The sequence below is a fragment of the Acinetobacter sp. YH12218 genome (assembly GCF_013417925.1).
Taxonomy (GTDB): domain Bacteria; phylum Pseudomonadota; class Gammaproteobacteria; order Pseudomonadales; family Moraxellaceae; genus Acinetobacter; species Acinetobacter amyesii.
Genome location: NZ_VPDB01000025.1, coordinates 16451 through 41096, shown reverse-complemented (window position 1 = coordinate 41096; position 24646 = coordinate 16451). Strand labels below are relative to the sequence as shown.

General features: G+C 41.7%; 29 protein-coding genes. 21 read left to right on the top strand and 8 right to left on the bottom strand.

From position 1 onward, the window contains the following. The first annotated feature begins 86 nt into the window (after nt 1–86). The 4 genes from bioA to bioD are packed head-to-tail and all read left to right on the top strand — an operon-like array spanning nt 87 to nt 3980. A complete protein-coding gene (bioA, locus tag FTV03_RS08955) occupies nt 87–1379 on the top strand; it encodes an adenosylmethionine--8-amino-7-oxononanoate transaminase (protein WP_180041080.1) in 1293 nt (430 codons plus the stop codon). Continuing rightward, the gene (locus FTV03_RS08950) at nt 1376–2542 is read left to right on the top strand and encodes an 8-amino-7-oxononanoate synthase (RefSeq protein ID WP_180041078.1); all 1167 of its coding nucleotides are present in this window, start codon (nt 1376–1378) and stop codon (nt 2540–2542) included. The genes bioA and FTV03_RS08950 overlap by 4 nt, the downstream gene beginning before the upstream one ends. A gap of 1 nt (nt 2543) precedes the next feature. Then, entirely contained in the window at nt 2544–3317 is a 774-nt protein-coding gene (gene bioC, locus FTV03_RS08945; RefSeq protein WP_180005440.1) for a malonyl-ACP O-methyltransferase BioC, read from the top strand. Beyond that, nucleotides 3318–3980, top strand: a complete 663-nt coding sequence (gene bioD / locus FTV03_RS08940) for a dethiobiotin synthase (protein ID WP_180041076.1) — start codon at nt 3318–3320, stop codon at nt 3978–3980. A gap of 47 nt (nt 3981–4027) precedes the next feature. Here bioD and rluB read toward each other — a convergent pair whose 3' ends face one another. From rluB to FTV03_RS08925, 3 genes are read right to left on the bottom strand one after another with little or no spacing between them, the layout of a single operon-like run. After that, a complete protein-coding gene (gene rluB / locus FTV03_RS08935) occupies nt 4028–5146 on the bottom strand; it encodes a 23S rRNA pseudouridine(2605) synthase RluB (protein ID WP_168379582.1) in 1119 nt (372 codons plus the stop codon). 41 nt (nt 5147–5187) lie between these two features. Continuing rightward, nucleotides 5188–5784 carry an SMC-Scp complex subunit ScpB gene (scpB, locus tag FTV03_RS08930; RefSeq protein ID WP_168379583.1) on the bottom strand — a complete coding sequence of 199 codons (597 nt, stop codon included), beginning with the start codon at nt 5782–5784 and terminating at the stop codon, nt 5188–5190. Then, entirely contained in the window at nt 5781–6575 is a 795-nt protein-coding gene (locus tag FTV03_RS08925) for a ScpA family protein (RefSeq protein WP_180041074.1), read from the bottom strand. Before FTV03_RS08925 ends, scpB begins: the two co-directional genes overlap by 4 nt. Before the next feature lie 339 nt (nt 6576–6914). Between FTV03_RS08925 and FTV03_RS08920 the strand changes: the two genes are divergently transcribed. Continuing rightward, the gene (locus tag FTV03_RS08920; protein WP_180041072.1) at nt 6915–7634 is read left to right on the top strand and encodes a GNAT family N-acetyltransferase; all 720 of its coding nucleotides are present in this window, start codon (nt 6915–6917) and stop codon (nt 7632–7634) included. 14 nt (nt 7635–7648) lie between these two features. Here the strand turns inward: FTV03_RS08920 and FTV03_RS08915 are convergent, their stop codons facing one another. The 3 genes from FTV03_RS08915 to FTV03_RS08905 form a co-directional block, all read right to left on the bottom strand. Then, the gene (locus tag FTV03_RS08915; RefSeq protein WP_180041070.1) at nt 7649–7975 is read right to left on the bottom strand and encodes a hypothetical protein; all 327 of its coding nucleotides are present in this window, start codon (nt 7973–7975) and stop codon (nt 7649–7651) included. A gap of 103 nt (nt 7976–8078) precedes the next feature. Beyond that, entirely contained in the window at nt 8079–8696 is a 618-nt protein-coding gene (locus FTV03_RS08910) for an L-threonylcarbamoyladenylate synthase (RefSeq protein ID WP_078190059.1), read from the bottom strand. An 89-nt stretch (nt 8697–8785) separates the two neighbouring features. Further along, nucleotides 8786–9448 (bottom strand): elongation factor P hydroxylase, encoded by a 663-nt coding sequence (locus FTV03_RS08905; RefSeq protein WP_180008193.1) that lies wholly within the window; start codon nt 9446–9448, stop codon nt 8786–8788. A 97-nt stretch (nt 9449–9545) separates the two neighbouring features. Between FTV03_RS08905 and FTV03_RS08900 the strand changes: the two genes are divergently transcribed. The 9 genes from FTV03_RS08900 (at nt 9546) to FTV03_RS08860 (ending at nt 14631) form a co-directional block, all read left to right on the top strand. Continuing rightward, on the top strand, nt 9546–10103 hold the full coding sequence (locus FTV03_RS08900) for a DUF177 domain-containing protein (RefSeq protein WP_078190057.1): 558 nt from the start codon (nt 9546–9548) through the stop codon (nt 10101–10103). A 77-nt stretch (nt 10104–10180) separates the two neighbouring features. Further along, nucleotides 10181–10363 carry a 50S ribosomal protein L32 gene (gene rpmF, locus FTV03_RS08895; protein ID WP_004279227.1) on the top strand — a complete coding sequence of 61 codons (183 nt, stop codon included), beginning with the start codon at nt 10181–10183 and terminating at the stop codon, nt 10361–10363. 205 nt (nt 10364–10568) lie between these two features. Then, on the top strand, nt 10569–11549 hold the full coding sequence (gene fabD, locus FTV03_RS08890; RefSeq protein WP_180008195.1) for an ACP S-malonyltransferase: 981 nt from the start codon (nt 10569–10571) through the stop codon (nt 11547–11549). Beyond that, nucleotides 11546–12280: a 3-oxoacyl-ACP reductase FabG gene (gene fabG / locus FTV03_RS08885; protein WP_180008197.1), complete on the top strand. Its 735-nt coding sequence runs from the start codon at nt 11546–11548 to the stop codon at nt 12278–12280. The genes fabD and fabG overlap by 4 nt, the downstream gene beginning before the upstream one ends. An 85-nt stretch (nt 12281–12365) precedes the next feature. Further along, a complete protein-coding gene (acpP, locus tag FTV03_RS08880; protein ID WP_078190054.1) occupies nt 12366–12602 on the top strand; it encodes an acyl carrier protein in 237 nt (78 codons plus the stop codon). A gap of 191 nt (nt 12603–12793) precedes the next feature. Then, nucleotides 12794–13267, top strand: a complete 474-nt coding sequence (lysM, locus tag FTV03_RS08875) for a peptidoglycan-binding protein LysM (protein WP_180008199.1) — start codon at nt 12794–12796, stop codon at nt 13265–13267. A 108-nt stretch (nt 13268–13375) separates the two neighbouring features. Beyond that, nucleotides 13376–13903: a hypothetical protein gene (locus FTV03_RS08870; protein ID WP_180041068.1), complete on the top strand. Its 528-nt coding sequence runs from the start codon at nt 13376–13378 to the stop codon at nt 13901–13903. 65 nt (nt 13904–13968) lie between these two features. Then, nucleotides 13969–14337 (top strand): hypothetical protein, encoded by a 369-nt coding sequence (locus FTV03_RS08865; protein WP_180041066.1) that lies wholly within the window; start codon nt 13969–13971, stop codon nt 14335–14337. Nucleotides 14338–14388: 51 nt separating this feature from the next. After that, a complete protein-coding gene (locus FTV03_RS08860) occupies nt 14389–14631 on the top strand; it encodes a hypothetical protein (RefSeq protein WP_180041064.1) in 243 nt (80 codons plus the stop codon). A gap of 69 nt (nt 14632–14700) precedes the next feature. On the opposite strand, the gene hemJ is transcribed toward FTV03_RS08860, so the two are convergent. Together hemJ and FTV03_RS08850 are read right to left on the bottom strand one after the other, a co-directional pair. Continuing rightward, nucleotides 14701–15153: a protoporphyrinogen oxidase HemJ gene (gene hemJ, locus FTV03_RS08855; protein WP_180041062.1), complete on the bottom strand. Its 453-nt coding sequence runs from the start codon at nt 15151–15153 to the stop codon at nt 14701–14703. A gap of 68 nt (nt 15154–15221) precedes the next feature. Beyond that, on the bottom strand, nt 15222–16451 hold the full coding sequence (locus FTV03_RS08850; RefSeq protein ID WP_180041060.1) for a beta-ketoacyl synthase N-terminal-like domain-containing protein: 1230 nt from the start codon (nt 16449–16451) through the stop codon (nt 15222–15224). Nucleotides 16452–16724: 273 nt separating this feature from the next. Between FTV03_RS08850 and FTV03_RS08845 the strand changes: the two genes are divergently transcribed. The 7 genes from FTV03_RS08845 to rimI all read left to right on the top strand — a co-directional run bounded on the left by FTV03_RS08845 (nt 16725) and on the right by rimI (nt 24589). Further along, complete coding sequence (locus tag FTV03_RS08845) at nt 16725–18185, top strand: EcsC family protein (protein ID WP_180041058.1); 1461 nt, start codon at nt 16725–16727, stop codon at nt 18183–18185. Between the two features lie 155 nt (nt 18186–18340). Then, a complete protein-coding gene (gene rpsL, locus FTV03_RS08840; protein WP_000246374.1) occupies nt 18341–18715 on the top strand; it encodes a 30S ribosomal protein S12 in 375 nt (124 codons plus the stop codon). Between the two features lie 178 nt (nt 18716–18893). Continuing rightward, nucleotides 18894–19364, top strand: coding sequence for a 30S ribosomal protein S7 (gene rpsG, locus FTV03_RS08835; RefSeq protein WP_005011815.1), 471 nt, complete (start codon nt 18894–18896; stop codon nt 19362–19364). Between the two features lie 131 nt (nt 19365–19495). Next, the gene (gene fusA / locus FTV03_RS08830; protein ID WP_180004228.1) at nt 19496–21631 is read left to right on the top strand and encodes an elongation factor G; all 2136 of its coding nucleotides are present in this window, start codon (nt 19496–19498) and stop codon (nt 21629–21631) included. 93 nt (nt 21632–21724) lie between these two features. Continuing rightward, on the top strand, nt 21725–22915 hold the full coding sequence (gene tuf, locus FTV03_RS08825; protein ID WP_180002848.1) for an elongation factor Tu: 1191 nt from the start codon (nt 21725–21727) through the stop codon (nt 22913–22915). A gap of 216 nt (nt 22916–23131) precedes the next feature. Next, nucleotides 23132–24013: a metal-dependent hydrolase gene (locus tag FTV03_RS08820; RefSeq protein ID WP_180041056.1), complete on the top strand. Its 882-nt coding sequence runs from the start codon at nt 23132–23134 to the stop codon at nt 24011–24013. A gap of 117 nt (nt 24014–24130) precedes the next feature. Then, nucleotides 24131–24589, top strand: coding sequence for a ribosomal protein S18-alanine N-acetyltransferase (rimI, locus tag FTV03_RS08815; RefSeq protein ID WP_111885277.1), 459 nt, complete (start codon nt 24131–24133; stop codon nt 24587–24589). Nucleotides 24590–24646 lie beyond the last annotated feature (57 nt).

Sequence of the window (24646 nt, the reverse complement as noted above, 5' to 3'; positions counted from 1 at the left end):
CTGGGCTTTATGGCAATTTATTTTTCATTGGCGTGGGGGTAACATCTTGCCACATTGATGTTTTAGCCTGATACATGGAGTGAGGGATGGTCAATTTAACCGATCTACAATTTGATCAGCAGCATATTTGGCATCCCTATACATCGATGACTCAGCCCCTTCCAACGTTTAAAGTGAAACGTGCGCAAGGGGTAATGATTGAGCTTGAAGATGGTCGTCAATTGATTGACGGTATGTCTTCATGGTGGTGTGCAATTCATGGTTATAACCATCCCGAGCTAAATCAGGCAGTGACCGATCAACTGCAACAGATGTCACATATCATGTTCGGTGGATTGACACATGATCCCGCGATTCAACTGGCTAAATTACTGTTAAAAATCACACCGCCCAGTTTAGATAAAATCTTCTTTGCCGATTCAGGTTCGGTTGCTGTCGAAGTAGCCTTGAAAATGGCAGTGCAGTATTGGGCATCTTTACATCAACCGAATAAAACCAATTTTGTCACACCACGTTCTGGCTATCATGGCGACACTTGGAATGCGATGTCTGTGTGTGATCCCGTGACAGGGATGCATCAAATTTTTGGCCCAAGTTTGCCAAATCGAATTTTTGTTCCTGCGCCGCAAATTGGCTTTGACCAAGCGTGGAATTCAGCGGATATTGCTGAACTAGAAAAGACTCTGATTGAACAGCATGAAAATATTGCGGGATTGATTCTTGAGCCGATTGTACAAGGCGCAGGAGGTATGCGTTTCTATCATCCTGAATATTTGCGTCAAGCTAAATTACTCTGCAAGCAATACAATATCTTGCTGATCTTCGATGAGATCGCGACAGGTTTCGGGCGAACAGGAAAACTCTTTGCTTGGGAATGGGCTGAAGTTGAGCCGGACATTATGTGTATTGGCAAAGGGCTGACAGGCGGTTATATGACCTTGTCTGCAACTCTAACCACGCAGAAAGTTGCGAATATGATCAGCCAAGGCGAAGCTGGTGTGTTTATGCATGGCCCAACCTTTATGGCAAATCCGTTGGCATGTGCTGTGGCTGTAAAAAGTACCGAAATGCTGCTGTCTCGAGATTGGCAAGCCAATATTCGACGTATCGAAGCTCAATTGAAGTTTCATTTACCAGCACTTTCATCGCTTGAACATGTCAAAGATGTACGAATACTTGGTGCTATTGGTGTGGTGGAATTGACCTTTAATGTAGATATGAAAACCCTACAACAGGAGTTTGTCCGTCGTGGTATTTGGATTCGTCCATTTGGTAAGCTGGTGTATGTTATGCCCCCATATATTATTTCAGAGCATGCATTAAAAATTTTGCTAGAACAAATGGTTGAGGTGGTGAAAAACATGGAGCAGCCAGCATGAATCTGCTCAACCATTTTTCAGATCAACTTGATCAACTAAAACAGCAAGGCAACTTACGTCAGTTCACTTCAAATCATCAGCACGATCGTTACATTAGTATTCACGATCACAACATGTTGAATTTAGCGTCAAATGACTATTTAGGTTTGGCTTCAAACCAACATCTACGTGAACAATTTTTTGATGAAACCCCGAACGCACAGCGTTGGATGAGTTCATCCTCTTCGCGGTTGCTGACGGGGAATTTTCCAGAATATGAGCAACTTGAATCAACATTAAGTGATGCCTTTCATGGCCGATCAGCACTGTTATTTAACAGCGGCTATCACATGAATATCGGGATTTTACCTGCACTGGCAGACAGTAAAACCTTGATATTGGCGGATAAGCTGATTCATGCCAGTATGATTGATGGCATCCGATTATCGAGTGCGAAATATGTACGTTATCGCCATAATGATTTGGCGCATCTATTTCAGCTTTTATGTAAATACCATGAAGATGAGGCTTTTGAGCGGATCATTGTGGTGACTGAATCGATTTTCAGTATGGATGGTGATGAAACTGATTTGGCTGAATTGGTACGGATCAAAAAACAATTTTCCAAAGTGATGTTGTATGTCGATGAGGCGCATGCAATCGGTGTGCGCGGTGAGCGTGGTTTAGGCTGTGCTGAGCAATATCAGGTGATGGATGATATTGATCTTTTAGTCGGTACATTTGGTAAAGCACTGGCTTCAATAGGGGGGTATCTCATTTGTCATTCGATTATTCGTGACTATTTGATTAACTCGATGCGACCGTTGATTTTTAGTACTGCACAGCCCCCGATCTGTATGGCATGGACAGATTTTATTTTCAAGAATGTTTTAAATTTAAAAGCAGAGCGTCACCATTTACAGCAAATCAGTCAAAATTTGCAACAAGCGGTGCAAGACAAAGGTTTTGATTGTCCATCTACATCACATATTGTGCCCGTCATTATTGGCGAGTCGAATAAAACTGTTGCCAAGGCTCAAGCTTTGCAAGCGGCAGGTTTTTATATCATGCCTGTACGTCCGCCCACTGTGCCGCAGCATAGTTCGCGCTTACGCATCTCTTTGACTTCCAACATTGGTCAAGAAGAGCTGCATACATTAATCAAGCAACTAATGGCAGAGTAAGATGCTGGATAAATCTCAAATTAAGCAGCGCTTTTCTAAAGCTGTGTTGACCTATGATCAGCAGGCTGTGGTTCAAAAAAGAATCTGCACAGAGCTGGCAGGACTGATGGATCAGTATGTCGGGAAAAAACATTGGCATCAGGCTTTGGAAATTGGTTGCGGTACAGGAATGTTCACGCAGGAAGTGTTAAAGCATTGTTCAATTGATACTTTATATTTGAATGACTTGTCTGAAAATATCGTCACTTTGCAAGATGCTACCTTTTTGCAAAAGACCCATACCCATCTGCTGATGGGTGATATTGAAAAGCAGGCGCTTCCGCAAAACTTAGACTTGGTTATTTCAAGTTCTGCTTTGCAGTGGATGTCCGATTTACCGCAGTTGTTTAGCAAAATATATGAAGCTTTAAAGCCACAAGGATATTTTGTATTCAGCAGTTTTGGTACGGAAAATTTGCGTGAAATGAAGCAACTGACGGGCTGCGGTTTGGATTATTTTGAAATTCATCTGCTGCAACGGTTTTTGATGGATTGTGGTTTTGAATTTGTCATGATGAAGCAAGAGGTACAGCAATTGTATTTTGAGCATCCCCGCGATGTGCTTCAGCATATTAAGGCAACGGGAGTGACTGCAACGGCACAACATCGCTGGACAAAAAGCACTTTGCAACAGTTTTATCTGGATTATGCACAGTTTGTACATGCTCCTGATTCAGAGGATTTTCAGTATCCGCTGACCTATCATCCCATCCAATGTATTGTAAGGAAAAAATAAGTGGCTCAAATTTACTTTATCAGTGGAATAGACACAGGCATCGGTAAAACTTATGCGACGGGTTATTTAGCGAAATTGTGGAATGAGCAGGGCCAAAAAACTATTACCCAAAAGTTGATCCAAACGGGCAATGTCGATATTTCTGAGGATATAGAACAACATCGTCAAATTATGGGTACGAGGTTGTTGGTCGAAGATGAAACCAAACTTACGATGCCTGAAATATTTAGTTATCCTGCGTCGCCACATCTCGCCACCAAACTCGATGGACGTGACATTGATTTTGCTAAAATTGAATACGCGACAAAACGTTTAACTGAAAAATATGACAACGTTTTACTCGAAGGTGCGGGAGGGTTGATGGTGCCATTGACTACGGACCTTTTAACCATCGACTATGTTGTAGAGAAGCAATATCCCGTTATTTTGGTGACTTCGGGGCGTTTGGGCAGCATTAACCATACGATTTTAAGTTTGGAAGCACTAAAAAGTCGTGGCTTGGCGCTTTATGCACTGGCTTATAATTTAAATGATGAATCGCAAGATGTATTGATTTCTAAAGATACTGCTGAATATTTAAAAGCATATTTAGCCAAACTCTTTCCAGAGGCGTTATGGATTGATGTTCCAGTGATTCCGTCAGTGTTGATTCCGTCAGTATAAAGAAACAAAAAACCGCTCAAATGAGCGGTTTTTTTATACTTAAGAAATTAAAATTTCTTAAAGCCTTTGTTGTTTCCGCTAAATGCACGACTTGGCACAGAGTCATTACGACGCTCACGATTGCCATAATTGTCGTTACGACGTTCACGGTTACCGAAGTTTTCACTGTTGCGATCATTACGGTTATTGTTGAACCCTTCGTTGCGACGCTCTGAACGATTAAATCCATTGCCTTGGAAACCACCTTCAGTACGACCAGTACGACGTTCGCCACGATTGTCTTGATAACCATTGCTTTGTTGTGGCTGGTTTTCGTCACTGTCACGACGTTGTTGGCGTAAGTAACCACCGCGACGTGCTGCCATTGGTTTGTCTTGCATACGTTCAGTACGACGTTTCGCCATACCAAACAGGCCAGTACCTTGACGTGGTTTAAGTTCAACCGACTTGGTTAAGTTGTCAATATCTTGTTTATCTAGCTCGATCCAACGACCAGTACGCAGTTCGCGTGGCAGAATCACTGAACCATAACGTGTACGTAAAAGACGGCTCACTTTTAAGCCTTGAGATTCGAAAATACGACGAACTTCGCGGTTACGACCTTCTTTTACGACCACTTGATACCAACGGTTAATACCGTCACCACCAATTTCAGAGAATGACTCAAATTTTGCAGGGCCATCATCTAAAACAACGCCTTGTAACATGTTGTTTTTTAACTGAGGAGTGACTTCACCCATGACACGAACGGCATATTCACGTTCGATTTCGCTAGAAGGGTGCATTAAACGGTTCGCCAGTTCACCGTCATTCGTGAACAGCAATAGACCTGTAGAGTTGATATCTAGACGACCCACCATCACCCAACGATCACCGGTAATTTGAGGTAATTGTTCAAATACCGTTGGACGGTTTTCAGGGTCATTGCGTGAGCAAATTTCGCCTTCTGGTTTGTAGTAAATCAACACACGGCGACGAATTTCGTCTTCAATTTGGAACTGAACTTTACGACCATCGATGCGAAGCTCATCACCCGGTTCAATACGTTCACCCACTTGGGCAACTTGCCCATTTACGCTCACACGACCAGCGGCAATGACTTCTTCCATATAACGGCGAGAACCCAAACCAACGCGTGCGAGCACCTTTTGCAATTTTTCACTCATGACAGCATAACCTTAGAAATTATCATCAACAGTTCACCTATTTATGACTTCGGTGCATTCGCATCGAGGGCCATAAAAGCTTCCTTGGCATCCTGCAGGGGAGGCAATTGGCCCAAAGAGGTTAGACCAAAAGCATTTAAAAATTGAGGCGTTGTAACTAACAACGCGGGTCGTCCTGGGAGTTCACGAAAACCAGATTCTTTAATCCAGTTCCAGTCAAATAACGTACGTAAAATTTGACTATTGTTGGTCACCCCACGGATTTGCTCAATATCTGCGCGGGTTACCGGTTGATGGTAAGCAATGACAGAAAGAGTTTCGAGCAAGGATGGCGATAAACGAGTTGGTCGTTCAGGCCAGGTCTGTGCAATAATATTACGATATTTTGCACGTACTTGAAAACGGAAACCTTGAGCGGTTTCAACAAGTTCAATTGATCTGCCGTGTTGCAGCATTGAAAGTTGCTGCAAATATTGGCGTAATTCAGTTTTACTGAAACGGTCTTGGAAAGCCTCTTTTAAACGGGCAATACTCACTGCCGCTTCACTGGCAAAAATAATGGCTTCAAGCTGCATCAAAATTTCATGCAGATTATCTTCTGAAGTCACCGCAGTCATTTGTTTAAGTTCAGTGTTCATGCACGTGCTCCCTGAATTGCAAGCGGTGCTTCTACACCTGATGCGACAATTTGAACTTTTTGTTGGCGTGTCAGTTCCAACACGGCCATAAATGTCACGACAACACCCATGCGGCCTTGGCTTGGTTTGAGTAAGTCCGGAAAATCTAATACTTCACCTGACTCAAGCTTAGTTTCAATATAAGCAATACGTTCTTCGAGTAAGACAGGCTCTTGTAAAATTTGGTGGGTAACCGGTTCTGGTCGATTAAAAACACAGAGTATGGCATCACGAAGCAATTGAATGTCATAACCATCATTGGTTTCGACAATCGTTCCTAAACTGACATTGGTATCGAATGTATCTCGATCCAACACTGACATTTGACCTAATCTTTCCGCAGCTTGTTTGATGCGCAAATAGGTTTCTAAACGGTCAATCAATTCTTGTTTAGGATCTTGTTCATGTGCCGCGGTCGATTTAGGTTTTGGCAATAATAGACGCGATTTTAAATCGGCCAATAGGGCTGCCATCACCATATAGTCTGCAGTTAATTCAATATCTAGAGATTTCATTGCATCCATATAAGACAAATATTGGGATGCAATCGGGGCAATATCGACTTGTAATAAGTCGAAGCCATTTTTTTGAATCAGGTAAATCAGAAAGTCGAGTGGTCCTTCGAAATGCTCTAATAGAATTTCAAATGCAGCGGGTGGGATGTACAAATCTTCTGGAATAGCTTCTTGCCACTCATCCAAAACGCGAATGTGTGGAGCATCTTCCATAGAATTATGGACAGTTTGGTTCATTGCAATTATAGGCCACGCGAATTTTCAAAGGCATGCAGACAGCTTTCGCTTCGATCTCACATCGAAAGTAAAAGCACAAAAGTTATAGGGAATAGTGTAATGGAAAAATGCGTTTAAAGAAATTACTGAACGGTTGAATTGGGTAAAAAACATAAAATTTATAGGGAATAGGCTTTATTTATACACATGTAAAATTTTAAAGCTGTGATATCGATCACAACTTGTGTTAATTATAAATAATACACTCATCAATCCATGAACTTATTTAAGCTGTGATGTCTGGATGGTGGGCGTCTATCATGAAATGATTTGAATGAATTGACTAAAAGAATATTTGCTATGCCACAACAATATAATCAATGGGGTCAGGCCGTAGGGATGACGTTGGCGCAGTTTGAACCTTGCCAGTTCAGATGTAAAACCGAAATGGGGCAATCTGTTCGGCTTATTCCAATGCTGCCAGATCAGCTTGATGATAGTCTTTTACAGCGGCTATGGCAGACAGTACAACAAGAACCTGATGAACGCTGTTGGACGTATTTGCCTTATTCTCAAATTCAAAGCATGCAGCAATTGCGTGATTATTTTCAGCAATCCTTTCATTTTGCCGGTTCGATACATTATGTCATTGAGGTTGGTGATGCCATTGTAGGGTGGATTGGTTTGCTCAATGTGCGCCCAGCACATGCTGTCATCGAAATTGGCAATGTCTATTTTTCAAGTTTAATGAAGCAATCAACCGCAGCAACAGAAACCATTTATCTATTGTTAAAAGCGTGCTTTGCAGCAGGTTATCGACGGGTGGAGTGGAAGTGTGATGACTTGAACACGCCTTCGAAAAATGCTGCTTTGCGTTTTGGCTTTCAATTTGAAGGGTTGTTTCGTCAACATGTGATTGTGAAAGGTCGTAATCGTAATACCGCTTGGTTTGCGATGTTGGATCAGGATTGGCCAATGTTGTCTCAAGCTTATGCAGCATGGCTCGATACAAATAATTTTGATGAGCAAGGGCAACAAAAAATTCATTTAAAAGAATTTATGCAGCTTTATCGCGCTTGAGCAAAAGCCAACTATCAAGACTTTGAGCCTGTTGGTAAGACTCTCTGCTCAAGTGCAAATTCGATGATGAGTTGGCACTGCGCTTGCGAGCAGAGATTTTGATTAGCTTTACGTTTAAACAGTGATTTGACCGTTGATGCATGCAGAAAATAACGAAAAACCTGCGGCGGTGTTGTCGCTATTGGTGAAATTAAATTTTTGTCTATTGCCCTTAGTTGAGCCGTGGATTCTAAAGTCCAAGGCTCAGTGGCATAAATGGCGAGATGATTGAGACGGTTTTGCTCGGAGACATTGAGGTCTGTCGCATTTTGGAGCTTGAGTAAAATTTGAAATAAAGTCATCAGGTCGATTCCTTTATCGAAAGGTGCTTTAACCGCGTTTTGAGCAGAGGACTTTTACATGCTGTGCCTCTGATCGGTAACAGCATGTATTTAACAGTACATGCTATTCAAAGGCACTGACATCACCGACACCACGGCGAATCACTTCAGGGTATTCACCTGCAAGGTTTACAACGCTAGTGGTATTTAAAGTACCTAAACCGCCATCAATTAATACATCTATTCTTTTGCCAATTTGCAGTTCAATTTCGTAAGGATCATCAATCGGTTCTTTTTGGCCCGGTAAAATTAAGGTCGATGTTAATAAAGGTTCACCGAGTTCTTTGAGTAACAATTGGCAAATCGGGTTGCTCGGAATACGCAGTCCAATGGTTTTCTTTTTAGGATGCATTAAACGGCGAGGAACTTCACTGGTCGCAGGCAAAATAAAGGTGGTGACCGCAGGGGTGTTATTTTTCAATAAACGATACATGGCATTGTCGACTTTGGCATACGTGGCAATGTCAGATAAATCTGCACAAATAATCGCATATTGATGTTTAGCATCGAGCTGACGAATTTGGGCAATGCGTTCCATGGCATTTTTGTTCCCAATCTGGCAACCGATGGCATAGGCGGCATCTGTGGGATAAACCACCACATCGCCGGCACGAATCCGTTCAACGGCTTGCGTAATTAAACGGGGTTGAGGATTTTCCGGATGTATTCTTAAATGCAACATGTCGTTTTCCTCTTATTATTAAAAGCTCTAGACATTATGTCGCGGTCTATTTGCTTTGTGCAATGTGAAATGCAGTCAAATTGTATAATTTAATCAAGCATTTCACGTTGAAATTCATTCGCCTGTAACATTTTGCCAGCACGTGTACAGTGACAAATGCATTGGATAAAGCGCCAAGCATCGCGTGGAAGTTTGGCATCGCCCTTAAAATAAGCCTGTAATTGTGCGTAGACATTATCTTTAAAGCTACTGCCATCTCCTCCTTCACCAGTAAGGTTATCAAGTGAGACACGAAACTTACGCCCAAAGGCTTTTGCAAATAACCATTCGATCGCTTGCGGCTTAATTTCTACCTGTTCAAAGAGGGCTTGTTGCTCTTTACTACGACCATCAGGTGCATACCAATAGCCTAAATCGGGAAGTAAACGACGTTGATCACCAGCAATAGTCCAATGACTAATTTCATGCAAGGCGCTATTGAAATAACCATGAGCAAATTGAATACGGGCAGGGCCGTTTGAATCAGCAGGAAAGTATTCGGGCTCAAAGTCACCTTTCACTAAGCTCACATTCAGGTGGGAAAACCAATGATTAAAGTGTAAGATGAGCCATTCGACGTGTTCTGTTTCTGTGGAAAGTTTCTCCCAAGCCGAGAGTTGCACTTGGTCGGTTGAAATGTCAGAATCAAGCGTTGAAATTGTGCTCATAAGTGATGAAACATTCACTTCTGTTTGCGGCTGCAACAGATGCATAACTTAAGTTACCCAAATGGTCTGTCTAAATAAGTACAAAATTGTATCTTAATCTTTGACAGAGTACTGATGAATTTGTAGAATTGCCGCCTTAATTATGTCAGCAAATACCTTTCCGGCACAGATTGAGCCGTTTAAATGGGCTGAACAGGGCTTTAAATGGTCAGGAACACTGCCATTATCTCGCTTTGTTCGTATTGCTCGTGAAGCTGTTGGATCAATTGATGATCAATTGATTAACATAGACTGTAAGCTATCAATGGATGCTTATCATCGCATTGTATGGCTGGATGGTCATGTTGAAACAAATGTTCCAATGGAATGCCAGCGTTGTCTGGATACTGTTGAGATCCCACTTGTTTTAAGTTTTCATCTAGCTCTTGTAGATGACGAGTCACTGATAGAGCGCTTGGATGAGGATGCTGATTTCATCGTTTTAGGTGAAAGTGAAGCAACAACCAAAGGTTCATATGATGCACCTGCGACTGCTGATTTACTCTCACTGATAGAGGATGAATTGTTATTGTTGATGCCTTTGTCACCTAAGCACGATGCTTGTGAACATAAGCATCAACCTGCCGCTGAAGAGCTTGTTGAAGAAAAACGGGACAACCCGTTTGATGTTTTGGCAGGTTTGAAGGGTAAACTTAACTAATTTTTGTGTTATACTCTTGAGTATAAGACAATCGAATTTGTTCTGATCCATTTTTTCGATCTTTGTAAGGAGCCATCATGGCCGTTCAGCAAAACCGTAAAAGTCGCTCTCGCCGTGACATGCGCCGTTCACATGACGCTTTAACCGAGAATGCATTAACTGTAGACCAAGCTACTGGCGAGACTCACCGTCGTCACCACGTATCTAAAGATGGTATCTACCGTGGTCGTCAATTATTCGCTAAAGCATCTGCTGAATAATTGGTGATGTATTAAGCGTCAAGCTTAGTAGAAAAAATGGGAGCGTTAAGCTCCCTTTTTTTGTACCGATTTTTTGTTGCATTTGGCAATTACCAAGACAAAAATTAAGTGTTAAATTTCCGTCCCTGAAACAAGCTTACATGGGATTGTGTTGAATAAATGTCCAAATAGCATAAATTCACCAATCTTGATAAAGGATTTTTTTATGTCTGCTAAACAACTCGAGCAAGCAGCTCAAGCTACTAAAACTGCATTCGTGTTCCCGGGTCAAGGGTCACAGAAAGTCGGCATGCTCGCTGAACTTGCAGAACAGTTTAGTAGTGTGCAAGCAACATTTGCAGAAGCATCAGAAGTAGTTGGCTTTGATCTTTGGCAAATTGCGCAAAGTGGTGAAGGGTTAAACCAAACAGAATTTACTCAACCTGTACTACTGACTGCCAGTATTGCTTTATGGCGTGTGTGGTTAGAGTTAGGTGGTGTTGCACCGAAATACCTTGCAGGTCACTCATTAGGTGAATACAGCGCCTTGGTTGCTGCGGGAGCGATGAGCCTAGGTGATGCCGTTAAACTGGTGAACCTACGTGGTCAGTTAATGCAAAGTGCTGTACCTGAAGGTCAAGGTGCAATGGCGGCAATTTTGGGTCTAGATGATGCCAAAGTCATTGAACTTTGTGCTCAAGCAGAAGGCCAAGGTTCAGTAGATGCTGCAAACTACAATGCACAAGGTCAAGTTGTCATTGCGGGCGATAAAGCCATGGTTGAAGCGGTTATGGCTGCTGCTAAAGAAAATGGCGGTAAAGCAATCGCACTTCCGGTTTCTGTACCATCGCATTGTGCATTGATGAAACCTGCTGCTGAACAGTTTGCGACAGCATTGGAACAAACTGCCATTGAGCTGCCTACTATACCTGTAATACAAAATGTAGGCGCTGAAATCGCGACTGATGTAGCGCAATTACGTCAGGCGTTAACTGCACAGTTATACCAATCTGTACAGTGGACAAAGACCATGCAGTATTTGCAAGACCAAGGTATTCAGTACATTGCTGAATGTGGTCCGGGGAATGTCCTTGCGAATCTCGCAAAACGTTTGCCAAATATTGAAAAAGCATTCCCACTCGACACGAAAGGTCGTATGGAAGATGCACTGAATGCCATTTTAGTGGCAGAAGGGAAAATTGCATGACACAAGAACGCAAAGTTGCTTTAGTAACAGGTGCGAGCCGAGGGATTGGAGCAGCAATTGCTCAGCAATTGATTCAAGACGGTTATTTTGTTGTAGGTACTGCAACTTCAGAAGCGGGTGCAGAAAAATTATCTGCAGCTTTTGCTGAAAATGGTGCGGGTAGAGTTTTAGATGTACGTGATGCAACTGCAATTGATGCATTGGTATCAGACATTGAGCAAAACTTTGGTTCTGTATTGGTTTTAGTGAACAATGCGGGTATTACCAAAGATAATTTGTTACTTCGTATGTCAGAAGATGATTGGGATGACATTCTCAACATTCATTTGAAAGCCGTTTATCGACTTTCTAAACGTGTTTTAAAGGGCATGACCAAAGCACGTTTTGGCCGAATTATTAATATTAGTTCTGTGGTTGCACATTTTGCTAACCCAGGACAAGCAAACTATTCTGCTGCAAAAGCAGGGATTGAGGCCTTTGGTCGCAGCCTTGCAAAAGAGATGGGAAGCCGCCAAATCACTGTAAATGCAGTGGCTCCGGGCTTTATTGCAACAGAAATGACAGAACAGTTAAGCGAAGAAATTCGTAAAAAGATGAGTGATCAAGTGGCTTTAAACCGTTTAGGTGAGCCGCAAGATATCGCAAATGCCGTAAGTTTTCTTGCTTCTGAAAAGGCAAGTTACATTACCGGAACTGTATTACATGTAAATGGTGGTTTATACATGAGCTAAGCGCTCAAGTATAAACTTTCAAAACGATTTAGATTCAATTAAACTAACGGCATTAAAAACGCCACAAGCAATGAGGAGAATTCCTGTGAGCGATATCGAACAACGCGTAAAACAAGCAGTAGCTGAACAACTTGGTCTTAAAGCAGACGAGATCAAAAACGAAGCTTCTTTCATGGATGACTTAGGTGCAGACTCTCTAGACCTAGTTGAATTAGTTATGTCTTTCGAAAACGATTTCGACATCACTATTCCTGATGAAGATTCAAACGAAATCACTACTGTACAATCTGCAATTGACTATGTTTCTAAGAAACTAGGTTAATTTTAGATTTCAGCGATGCTGATTTAAAAAGCCACCATTCGGTGGCTTTTTTTATGCTGAATATTTTGTTTTTACATTAGCTTACGTTTCTGTCACCAACAACAACTCAAAAGCGGTTATTTTTTAGCTATAAAAATAGAGTTTGAACAATAGTTAAATTATTTAAAACAGTAAAAACAACGGAGAAAAACATGGGTCTTTTTGATTTTGTAAAAGGAATTGGTAAAAAAAATACAGCGCCTGCAGAACCTCAGGCAGCGCCAGCAACACCTTCTGAACCATCTGCACAAGAAATTGCCAATAAGTTATTGGGTCATATCAAAGCACTGGGCTTACCTGTAACTGGCTTGTCTGTGAGTTATAACGGGACTTCAGATCTAGCAACAGTGAAAGGTCAGGTGCAAAGCCAAGCAGATCGTGAAAAGATTATCTTGGCGGTAGGGAATATTGATCATGTGGCGCAAGTGGATGATCAGTTGACTGTAGCAACGCCAGAACCTGAAAGTAAATTTTATACAGTTAAATCAGGCGATAATCTTTCTAAGATTTCTAAAGAATTTTATGGTGATGCAAATCAATACAATAAAATTTTTGAAGCAAACCGTCCTTTGTTAAAAAATGCCGATGACATTTTCCCAGGGCAAGTGCTGCGTATTCCTGCATAAATATTTGTGTTTACAGTAAAAAAAGCCATCTTGTGATGGCTTTTTTTTGTATGCGTTAATGGTGGGGTTAAATATAATACGGCTGAAATAATTCAAAATAAGAAATCAATGAAACAAAAAATCATCTTTATTATCTTACTGTTGCTTGCAGTTGTTGTGTGTCTTTGGCTGCGGTGGGATGAGCGTATTGATCCTCGGGTGCTCAAGTGGCAGCAGTCTGAAATTTCTTATCTTTCAAATTACACACAAGAGCCGTATTTTAACTTGCTTGGGCTGAATGCTGGAGATCGGTTTTCGGCATTGAATGTTCGGCGCTATCGTTATCATCAAGATTGGGTATTTAGTTTGTTGGGGCAAGAGCATCAGAATGCATTGGGCCAGCCATTGAATGTGAAGCTAACGCGTGAAAAGTGTTCAGAAGAACAGACGAATTTAGTTGCTGAGTTTCAGCAATTGCTGGTCGATGATCCTACGGCGGTTAGTGTATTTGTTGTTGAGCATCGTCTGGTGCTTGGTGCGTTGATACAGCAAGAAAAGGTGTCGTTGCAGCGCTTTAACACATGGTTGCAGCATGCAGACCAATACCGCAGTTTAAGTATGCCGAGCAATTCCACATATCCAGACTTAAGTATTTAAATCAGTTGGCGATCCTTTATCTGATCAATATTGCGTTAAATAAAGAGGATAAGCTGGATGCATATATGGCTGAATATCACAGATTGCAGCAGATGCTTGAGCGCCCGAACTCATTGGTTGAAAGGATGCTGATTCAAAACTGGCTGGCACGTTATGTCCGAATTATACGTAATGAACAATTAAAGACTGGACAAGTAGTTTATTTGGAGCCTTTAAGTATTCGTCAGTTGAGTTTGCGCTCAGCAGTGCAATTGGAAGCCTATGGTGTATATGCGGTGTTGAAGCAGGTGCAGCAATCATCGGGCTGGAATACCTCCTTGATGTATTGGTTGTATTTGCCAAATCAAACTGCAAATCAATTGTTTAAGCAATATGAAGAGGCGGCACAGCTATCTGAGCTTTCTTATGATTCGTTTAGGATGCAGGGTGGTTAAAAACAGGGACAGTATTCATCTTGGCATATCAAAAATTATTTGGGCAATACTTTGTCCAATATAGAGGGGGTGCCTTGGGAGCGCTCTGTGCTTGCAGGGCGCATTTTGAATGATCGTATTATGATTTTTAATTTGTTGAATCAGGGGGTGACTGATTTAACGCAGTTGAGTCAAAATAGCCACGGTCGACGTTTCTTTAAGAAAGAGGGGATGTTGTGTGCTGAAGTGCCGTATCCGCGTGAGCAATTTAGAGCACACAATTGGAATATTTTAGATAGCTGTGTGCAGTTGTAGTTTTTGTATATAAACATTTTGGTATAGAAATAAAAAAGCCCCAATGAGTAGGGGCTTTTTTACAGTCGTTTAGAAGCTTGGCTTCACGACCACTAAAATGATCACTGCAAATAAAATCAAAGTTGGCATTTCATTAAAAAAACGCCAGAACTTATGCGATTTATAATGTGCATTTTCGATAAGCTTTTTACGGTAATAACCACATACAAAATGATAAATCACCAATAGTCCAACTAATCCAACTTTTAGGTAGAACCAAAGCGCTTCATGGTAGTGTCGAGTTGCATCACCCCAATCGACGAGGAAGTGCGCCGTGATCAGTGTAGCAATCATTGCGGGCCACATAATGCCGCGATATAGCTTGCGTTCCATGATTTGAAAGCGCTGATGACTCGTAGCATCATCACTCATGGCATGGTAGACATAAAGGCGAGGGAGATAAAATAGCGCTGCGAACCAGCAAACAACTGCGATGATATGTAATGCTTTGACCCAGAGGAAAGCATCTGATGGAGCATCCATATATTGACCCTTAAAAGGGCGGTGGGTGTGTGCTTTGGCACCGAAGCGCCAAAGCAGCAAACTTTATATTAAGCTTCCCATTTTTTGAAAACGAGGCAAGCGTTTACACCGCCAAAACCAAAACTGTTACTCATCACAGTATTCAATTTTGCATCACGTTTTTCAAGTACGATATCAAAAGGTTTTGCACCTTCGTCAAGTTCAGTCACGTTGATGTTTGGTGCAATAAAGTCATTTTGCATCATCAGAATAGAGTAAATCGCTTCTTGTACACCTGCAGCACCCAGACTGTGACCGGTCATCGATTTGGTCGAGCTGAGCGGAGGAACTTGCCCTTCACCGAAAGCACGCTCCATCGCTTTAAGTTCAGTGACATCACCTGCTGGAGTAGACGTACCGTGTGTATTTACATAGTCAATTTTGTCTACGCCGTGTTGTTTAGCTTCTTCTAAAGCCATAAGGATACAACGCGTCGCACCTTCGCCTGATGGTGCAACCATGTCAGCACCATCAGAGTTTGCTGCATAGCCGACAACTTCAGCCAAAATGTTTGCGCCACGTGCTTGAGCATGTTCAAGAGATTCTAGTACAACGAAGCCACCACCACCTGCGATCACGAAACCGTCACGGTCAGCAGAGTAAGGGCGTGAAGCAGTCGCTGGTGTGTCATTATATTTTGAACAAAGTGCGCCCATTGCATCAAATAAAAGACTTTGTGACCAATGGTCTTCTTCACCACCACCGGCAAGCATTAAGTCTTGTTTGCCCAATTGAATCAGGTTGTATGCATAACCAATGGCATCGGCAGATGTTGCACATGCGCTAGTAATCGTGTGTGCAATACCTTGCATTTTAAATGCAACACCCACGTTTGCGGTAATGGTGTTGGTCATGTTACGTGGTACAAAGAATGGACCAACTTTACGTGCACCTTTAGTGTCTAGAAGTTCTTTCATTTCAACAACAGATGCAGTTGAACCACCACCTGAACCACCAGTAATACCGTAACGTGGATTACCACCAATTTGTTCTGCTGTTAAGCCTGCATTTTCTACTGCAGCCAAAGCTGAGTTGTATGCATACATTGCGCATACGCCCATAAAGCGTTTTAAGCGGCGGTCAATACCGTCAAAGTTTTGTTCTGCAGCCGCACTGACATGACTTTTGAAATTAAGTTCAGCATAACTTGGGTTGAAACGTGTTCCAGAAATCCCGTTTTGCAAAGAATGAGTGACATCTTCTAATGTATTACCAATGCATGAGTTGATGCCCATACCAGTGATTACAACACGTTTCATCTACAGATCCTTTATAGGTAGTGTGTGAGCAAGCTATTGAAAGTATACGAAGGAAACTTTCTAAATAGACGAACTCATATAATTTGATTGGAATAATGATAGCAGAAAGCTTTTTGAATTCTTATGGCAAATCCTATGCCTATTTTTGACTGAGCTAATTTGCAACGATGCAGCAAAAAACTTAACTTAAAGATACATATTCAAGTTGTGATAAAGTTTGACTACACCTAGTATTTATCAAGAATTTCAAGAATAGTCTGAATGGGGTAGGGAATGGCGAAAATGAATAATAAACCAACGGCTGGTCTGCTCTCAAACGCCTTTGGAGTGGCTAAAAAGCTCAGTTCTACAGGGGTGTCTATTATCAATCATGTTGCACCCGAATCTGTAACTAAGGTCATTCAACCACAAAAAAATGGTCAAACCTTGGAAGGTCAGTCACGTCAGACGAGCGTATTTGATGTGAAAAAATATGATAATCCACAGCAAATCCTGCGTGAACACGTTCCGAATGTTTCTAGACAATTATTCGGTCGACATTTTAATACCGTAAATAATGTAGCCAATTTTGTTGCCCCTCAATTTAGCGACAAGATTTCTGACTATCTTTTTGATCGATTGAATCATTTTAGTTCGGATATTTCATCTGTAGATGCAGTGCTTGATGAAGCTGGCGTACGTGATTTAGAAGAGTTGACACAAGATGTCGATCGTTCACGCCGCATTAGTCAGGCCTTAGGCGAGCAAAATAAATGGATTGCTTCAATTCAAGGGGCTTTAACAGGTGCGACAGGTGTTATCGGTTCAAGTATTGATATCCCTGCTTCACTGATTATGACTTTACGAGTGATTTATCAAGTTGGACGTTCTTATGGTTTCGACTTAAGTAAAGAAAGTGATCAAGATATCGTTCAGTTTATTTTTAAACAGGTCGACCTGAGTTTAATTGCAGAAAAACAAACTTTGCTTATGGCAATAAAAGCTCTGAGTAGTACGCTACAAAATAGTGATTTACATCAGTTGCAGCAATTGGTGGGTTCAGACACCGATGCAGCAGCATTGAAAAAATATGTACTAGATGAAAATGGTCAGTTTAAGTGGGCATGGCTCAATCAAATGCCAAAAGTTTCATTGTTAAATCAGCTATCACGGTTATCTCCTGTGGCGAGTGTTGGTGTAAGTGTAGTGTATAGTCGCCGTTTAGTGGATGAAGTGAATCAGAAGGCACAGCAAGTCTTTTCTAATGCGCGCCAATATATTTTGCAGCATCAGGATATTAGCTTGTCACCTTTACATGCCTATGAGCGTTCTCTTGAGTTGCTTGCTCAAGCAACACCTAAATTACTAGAAGGTATTAAGGCGAAAGATATTGATTTGGCTGAGCCGGTACTAGATCAGACCATAGATGTTGCAGGTCATGAGAGTATCCGCGCAGTAAAAGTCATCAAAAAAGCACAAGTTAAAAACTCTGATGCAGCCGAAGTGGAAGTAGAGCAGGAACAAAAAGTCTCAGAAGGTTTGGAGGCACTTGCGGAGAAAGTTGTTGAGCCTCATGCACCCGGGGCTGCGCAAAAACCTGCTTTAGCTGAAAAAGATGAGTTTGATGTGTTGGAATCTGTACAGCAGGAGGATGTCCCAGTGGAAAAAGCTGCACCCAAAACTAAGCCGCGTAAAGCCAAAACAGCAGCCGTAGATAAAGTTACAAAAAAATCAGCAGATTCTTCTGAAAAATAAACTATTTATTTGTGGGTGAAAAATTGCGCAAATCACGATGAATAAATGTTTTCGATGATCGTATATTGTTGACCAATTTTAAGTCTTCGCTTACAATTGCATGCCCTCAAAAAGTAGTATTTTTTGGGGCTTTTTATTAACGGGAGAATTGCCAAATGGCAACAACAAATCAGTTGATCCGTAAGGGTCGTACAACTTTAGTTGAAAAATCTAAAGTTCCTGCGTTGAAGGCTTGTCCACAACGTCGTGGTGTTTGTACACGTGTTTACACAACTACACCTAAAAAACCTAACTCAGCAATGCGTAAAGTTTGCCGTGTTCGCTTAACTTCAGGTTTCGAAGTTTCTAGCTACATCGGTGGTGAAGGCCATAACCTACAAGAGCACAGTGTTGTTCTTATCCGTGGTGGTCGTGTTAAAGATTTACCGGGTGTACGTTACCATACCGTTCGTGGTTCTTTAGACTGTGCTGGTGTTAAAGATCGTAACCAGTCTCGTTCTAAATACGGTGCTAAACGTCCTAAGAAATAATCTGAAAAGATTAACTTCTTAGTTCGTTAGAACTGCAATCCTTTATCGTCTCGCTTGTCTGATTTCTGCATTTTTTGTGAAAATTCCAAGCGACGTATAGTAAGGCCAGCGAAAGCACATGACACTTTGTGCACCTGCTGGAGTAACCTGAAGTGTCATATTTATTAGGTGTATTAAAATGCCAAGACGTCGCGTAGTTGCTGCCCGTGAAATCCTTCCGGATCCTAAGTTCAGCAGCCAAACAATCGCTAAATTCATGAACCACGTAATGCAAGATGGTAAAAAATCTATTGCTGAAAGTATCGTTTACGGTGCTTTAGACCGCGTTCAAGAAAAATCTAAAGTAGACCCAGTTGAATTTTTCGAGACTACTCTTGAAAAAGTTCGTCCTATGGTCGAAGTAAAAGCACGCCGTGTTGGTGGTGCTACATACCAAGTGCCTATGGAAGTACGCCCATCCCGTCGTACTGCCTTGGCTATGCGTTGGTTAGTAGATGCTGCTGCTAAGCGTTCTGAAAAAACTATGGCTTTACGTCTTGCTGGTGAGTTGCTTGATGCAGCTGAAGGTAAAGGCGCAGCGATCAAAAAACGTGAAGATGTGCATCGTATGGCTGAAGCCAACAAAGCCTTCTCTCATTACCGTTTCTAAGCGGATAAAACAGCCCCTATTCAGGAGGGTGACAAATCAGTTGTCACTGTTTTGTCATCGAATCGCTTTAAGTTGCTATGCAGCTTAAAGCGTCCTGTTTTAAACAACAAAATTTAGGAATGCTAGAAATCATGGCTCGTCAAACCCCAATTTCTCGTTATCGTAACATTGGTATCTCTGCGCACATTGATGCTGGTAAAACTACCACTTCAGAACGTATTTTGTTCTACACAGGTGAGAGTCACAAACTTGGTGAAACTCACGAAGGTTCTGCAACTACAGACTGGATGGAACAAGAGCAAGAACGTGGTATTACTATTACCTCAGCGGCAGTAACATGCTTCTGGAAAGGGATGGGTAACCAATTCGAACAGCACCGTATTAACGTAATTGATACCCCAGGACACGTAGACTTCACTATTGAAGTTGAACGTTCTATGCGTGTTCTTGACGGTGCATGCATGGTTTACTGTGCTGTAGGTGGTGTACAACCTCAGTCTGAAACTGTATGGCGTCAAGCAAATAAATATAAAGTTCCACGTATTGCATTCGTGAACAAAATGGACCGTACTGGTGCGAACTTCTTCCGTGCTGTTGAACAAGTTAAAACACGTCTTGGTGGTAATCCAGTGCCAATCGTTGTTCCAATCGGTGCAGAAGAAAACTTCCAGGGTGTTGTTGACCTAATCGAAATGAAAGCGATTATCTGGGACGAAGCGTCTCAAGGTATGAAGTTTGAATATGGCGAAATCCCTGCTGAATTAGTTGAACTAGCTAACGAATGGCGTACTAACATGGTTGAAGCTGCTGCGGAAGCATCAGAAGAACTCATGGACAAGTACCTTGAAGAAGGTGAGTTAACTAAAGAAGAAATCGTTTCAGGTTTACGTGCACGTACATTGTTGAATGAAATTCAACCAATGCTATGTGGTTCAGCGTTCAAAAACAAAGGTGTTCAACGTATGTTGGATGCTGTAATTGAATTCTTACCTGCGCCGACTGATGTCGAGGCGATTAAAGGTATCCTTGACGACAAAGACGAAACTGAAGGTTCTCGTGAAGCGTCTGACGATGCTCCGTTCTCTGCGCTTGCGTTCAAAATCATGAACGACAAATTTGTAGGTAACTTAACATTCGTACGTGTTTACTCTGGTGTGCTTAAAGCAGGTAGCCCTTGCTATAACCCAGTTAAAATGAAGCGCGAACGTGTTGGCCGTATCGTACAGATGCACGCAAATGACCGTCACGATATTGAAGAAATTCGTGCGGGTGATATCGCAGCATGTGTAGGTCTTAAAGATACTACGACTGGTGATACATTATGTGATGAAAACAATGTAATTACACTAGAGCGTATGGAATTCCCAGAGCCAGTAATTGCGCTTGCGGTTGAGCCTAAAACTAAAGCTGACCAAGAAAAAATGTCTGTTGCTTTAGGTCGTTTGGCGAAAGAAGACCCTTCATTCCGCGTACGTACTGACGAAGAATCTGGTCAAACAATTATTGCTGGTATGGGTGAGCTTCACCTTGACATTATTGTTGACCGTATGAAGCGTGAATTCAACGTTGAAGCGAACATTGGTAAACCAATGGTAGCTTACCGTGAAACGATCAAAAAATCAGTTGAACAAGAAGGTAAGTTCGTACGTCAAACTGGTGGTAAAGGTAAGTTTGGTCACGTATACGTACGTTTAGAACCACTTGCTGAAGATGCTGGCAAAGATTACGAGTTCGCTGAAGAAGTTGTAGGTGGTGTAGTACCTAAAGAATTCTTCGGTGCGGTTGACAAAGGTATCCAAGAACGTATGAAGAATGGTGTCCTAGCTGGTTATCCAGTTGTTGGCATCAAAGCGACATTGTTCGATGGTTCTTACCATGACGTCGACTCTGACGAATTATCGTTCAAAATGGCTGGTTCTTACGCATTCCGTGACGGTTTCATGAAAGCAGATCCTATCTTGCTTGAACCTATCATGAAAGTTGAAGTAGAAACTCCAGAAGACTACATGGGCGATATCATGGGTGACTTAAACCGTCGTCGTGGTCTTGTTCAAGGTATGGACGATTTACCTGGTGGTACTAAAGCTATCCGTGCAGAAGTTCCACTTTCTGAGATGTTTGGTTACGCAACTCATATGCGTTCTATGTCTCAAGGTCGTGCAACTTATTCTATGGAATTCGCTAAATACGCTGAAACACCACGTAACGTGGCTGAAGGCATCATCGCTAAGTTCCAATCTGGCGGTAAAAAAGGTGACGACGAGTAATCTTTCGATTACTATAAGCCCAAACTAATTCATAGTTAAAAACCAAATGCTCATGCAGTATCCCTGCATGAGTAGTTTAAAAAGGAAGATCTCATGGCTAAGGCTAAGTTCGAACGTAATAAGCCACACGTTAACGTGGGTACAATTGGTCACGTCGACCACGGTAAAACTACTTTAACAGCTGCAATTGCAACTGTATGTGCAAAAAAATTCGGTGGTGAAGCGAAAGATTACGCTGCAATCGACTCTGCACCAGAAGAAAAAGCACGTGGTATTACAATTAATACTTCACACGTAGAATACGATTCTCCAATCCGTCACTACGCTCACGTAGACTGCCCAGGTCACGCCGATTATGTTAAAAACATGATTACTGGTGCTGCGCAAATGGATGGTGCGATCCTTGTATGTGCTGCGACTGATGGTCCAATGCCACAAACTCGTGAACACATCCTTCTTTCTCGTCAGGTAGGTGTACCTTACATCGTTGTATTCCTAAACAAATGCGACCTTGTTGACGACGAAGAGCTTCTTGAATTAGTAGAAATGGAAGTTCGTGAACTTCTTTCTACTTATGACTTCCCAGGCGACGACACTCCAGTAATCCGTGGTTCTGCTCTTGCAGCGCTTAATGGTGAAGCTGGTCAATACGGCGAAGATGCTGTAGTTGCTCTTGTTGAAGCTCTTGACTCTTACATCCCAGAACCAGAACGTGCTATCGACCAAGCATTCCTTATGCCAATCGAAGACGTATTCTCAATTTCAGGTCGTGGTACAGTAGTAACTGGCCGTGTTGAAACTGGTATCGTGAAAGTAGGCGAAGAAGTTGAAATCGTTGGTATTAAAGATACAGTTAAAACAACTGTAACTGGCGTAGAAATGTTCCGTAAACTTCTTGACGAAGGTCGTGCGGGCGAGAACTGTGGTGTTCTTCTACGTGGTACTAAACGTGAAGATGTTCAACGTGGTCAAGTACTTGCTAAACCAGGTACAATCAAACCGCATACTAAATTCGACGCAGAAGTATACGTACTTTCTAAAGACGAAGGTGGCCGTCATACTCCATTCCTTAACGGTTACCGTCCACAGTTCTACTTCCGTACAACTGACGTAACTGGTGCGATCGCGCTTAAAGAAGGCGTAGAAATGGTTATGCCTGGTGACAACGTAGAAATGTCAGTAGAATTAATCCACCCAATCGCAATGGACGCTGGCTTACGCTTCGCGATCCGTGAAGGTGGTCGTACAGTTGGTGCGGGTGTAGTTTCTAAAGTAACTGCATAATCACTAAATGTGTGTAAAAAAGCGCCTCTTTGAGGCGCTTTTTTTTATGCTTATTCAATGTGATAGGGAAATTGTCTGACAATATTTTTGAAAGCTGTCCTTTAGTGATAATTCACTGTCCTTAACTGAAATAATTACGCGTCAATAAAACCGTAATATGAACTCAAGAAAACCAATAAAAGTTTGAGTATTTCATAACTCAAAAAGGAGTTAGGCATGAACGCTAAAGTAAAGATTACTAATCGAGCAGGTGCAAGTTTCCCTGTACGTCGCATGAATTTTGATTTTGATGCGGTACCAGAGTACTGGATGAATGGCTCAGCAGGTTTGACACATTTTATGACCGCATTGTCTGCTTTATTTCCCGCGGGTGAAATGTTCTTTATTGATAGTGTGCGTGCCGTACGTAAACACCCATCGATCGCAAATAATGAAGCCCTACAAAAAGAAATTAGTGCTTTCATTGGTCAAGAAGCAATGCATACGCAAGAGCATGAGGGTTTTAATGCTTCTGCACAAAAATACGGTCATGATGTCGAAACACTTGATAAGGCAACGGGTCGTGTTATCCAAGGTGTACGTAAAGTCTTTGCACGTATTGGTAAATCTGTTGGTATTACTCAAGAAATGGTGGATCTTACTGCAACTACGGCACTTGAGCATTTCACTGCAACGATTGCTTCACAGTTATTGGTAAACCCACATATTCAAGCCTTAATGACTGATGAAACCATGAAAAATATGTGGTTATGGCATGCGATTGAAGAAAATGAGCATAAAGCCGTAGCTTATGATGTATTTGAAGGTGTCTTTGGTCAGGGAATAAAGGCCTACGCACTCCGTACAGGTTCATTGATTGGCGCAATGGTGACTTTATTCTTCGTACAAAGTTATTTTGTCGCTCGTTTATTAAAAGAAGATAACAAGCTTAATTTTGAAGCATTAAAAGATATTTATACCTATGGTTATAGCCCTTCAAAAGGCATCATCACTGGTATGGGTAAAGAAATGCTGATGTATTTTAAACCAGGTTTTCACCCGAATGATTTAGATACTTCTGGTTTGTTAAAAACGTGGAAAGCATATTTGGGTCTCTAATCACAGCGCTGTGGTGACTTTTTCAGAAGGGCGATGTAAATCGCTCTTTTTTTTATTCAACTTTATAGACAAACTTTTTATAATGCGCATACCCTAGCTATAGAAAGATAAACGAAGATGATTCGTTTGATGCAAGACGCTGATGTCCAGCAGGTTTACGATATCGAGCGCCGCGTACAAAGCCATCCTTGGACCATAAAACAATTTCAAGAATCGATTGCTGCCTATCAAAGTACGGTGATTGAGCGACAAGGAAAAGTTGTAGGTTTTTGCATTTTACAACCCGTTTTAGATGAAGCAAATTTATTGTTAATGGCGATCGATCCGAGCCAGCAAGGCAAAGGATTAGGTTTTCAATTGCTCGATGAATCTATTGCCTTACTCAAAAATAACCCCATTCAAATCTTCTTAGAAGTGCGAGAAGGTAATCAACCAGCGATCCGTTTATATGAAAAAGCGGATTTTCATCAAATCGATTTGCGAAAGAATTATTATCCAAATGCCGATGGAACTCGTGAGCACGCCATTATTATGGTGAAGACTTGTGGTGATGATTTTGCAGCTTTATTTAAATAAAAGCGGTGAAGCGTAATCAGATTTAAAGAAAGCATTCGTGAATAAACGGATGCTATT